Here is a 1,033-nt window from a genome sequence, read left to right as displayed (position 1 = left end):
TATGATAATGCCCATGTTTTTTGTAATGCTTGGATTAAGGATTATTCAAGTATCTATGGTCATGCCAAGGTTTCTGGATCGGCTCGTGTTGGTTGCTTTGTAAGGATTTATGATCATGCCAAGGTCTATGGCAAATCAAATATTGATCATCATGTGCAAATTTATGGCAATGCTGTTGTCAATAGCCGTGCAAAAATTCGCAATGATATCTGTGATGATAATCAGTCACTAAAAGACGCTGCTTAAATAACGCGTGGGCGCGGCGGGGGTGCCCTCCTTTAAACATCTCATTTAAAAATTTAAATCTCTGTATAAAGGAATTGTGCTATGCAAAAGAAGTTTGCACTCACAAATGAAACGCGTGTATTTGGTAATCATACTCTTTATCGCATTAAAGCATTAAAAGACTTTTCTGATGTTAAGGCTGGCGATCTGGGTGGCTTTATTGAAAAGGAAGATAACCTTTCTCATGATGGCAATTGCTGGGTCTATGATGAGGCTCTTGTGTTTAAAAATGGTCACGTTTATGAAAATGCAAGGGTTTATGACAATGCTATCGTTGCTGGCTATGTTTATGATAATGCGCATGTTTATGGCAATGCTGTTATTTCTGATAATTCCCATGTCTATGATAATGCCTATGTGTATGGCAAGGCTATTATTTATGATAATGCCTATGTTTATGACAATGCTAGGGTTTATGAAAACGCTCGTATAGCAAATAACGTGCATGTTTTTGAAAATGCTCATATTCATGGCATTGCTGTTATTCGTGAAAATGTCGGCGGATCTACTAAAATAAAAACCTATACTGAACGTCTCTCTCCTTATGGTGAATTAGAGATTGTCTGGGTCTAATTAATAAAGCAGCGGCGGGCGCGGCGGGGGTGCCCCTCTTTTAAATTTCCCATTCCAAATTTTAGCAAATGTTTATCACATTAAATTGTGAGGGTATCTCTATGTGCAAAAAATATGAATTAACCAGTGAAATCAAAAAAATCAAACATGCTCTTACTCGAAATATTATAAACCT

At 37.1% G+C, this 1,033-nt stretch carries 1 protein-coding gene and 1 pseudogene; both read left to right on the top strand.

Annotated features, from left to right (window positions below; all coding sequences use genetic code 11):
• Window positions 1-246, top strand: a pseudogene (locus tag ACFIKQ_RS09000) (hypothetical protein); the annotation flags it as partial.
• An 81-nt stretch (window positions 247-327) separates the two neighbouring features.
• Entirely contained in the window at window positions 328-858 is a 531-nt protein-coding gene (locus tag ACFIKQ_RS08995; RefSeq protein ID WP_375656308.1) for a hypothetical protein, read from the top strand.
• Window positions 859-1,033 lie beyond the last annotated feature (175 nt).

Source organism: Bartonella sp. MR63HLJHH (assembly GCF_042194155.1).
GTDB lineage: Bacteria > Pseudomonadota > Alphaproteobacteria > Rhizobiales > Rhizobiaceae > Bartonella > Bartonella grahamii.
This window is presented reverse-complemented; position numbering and strand designations above follow the sequence as displayed.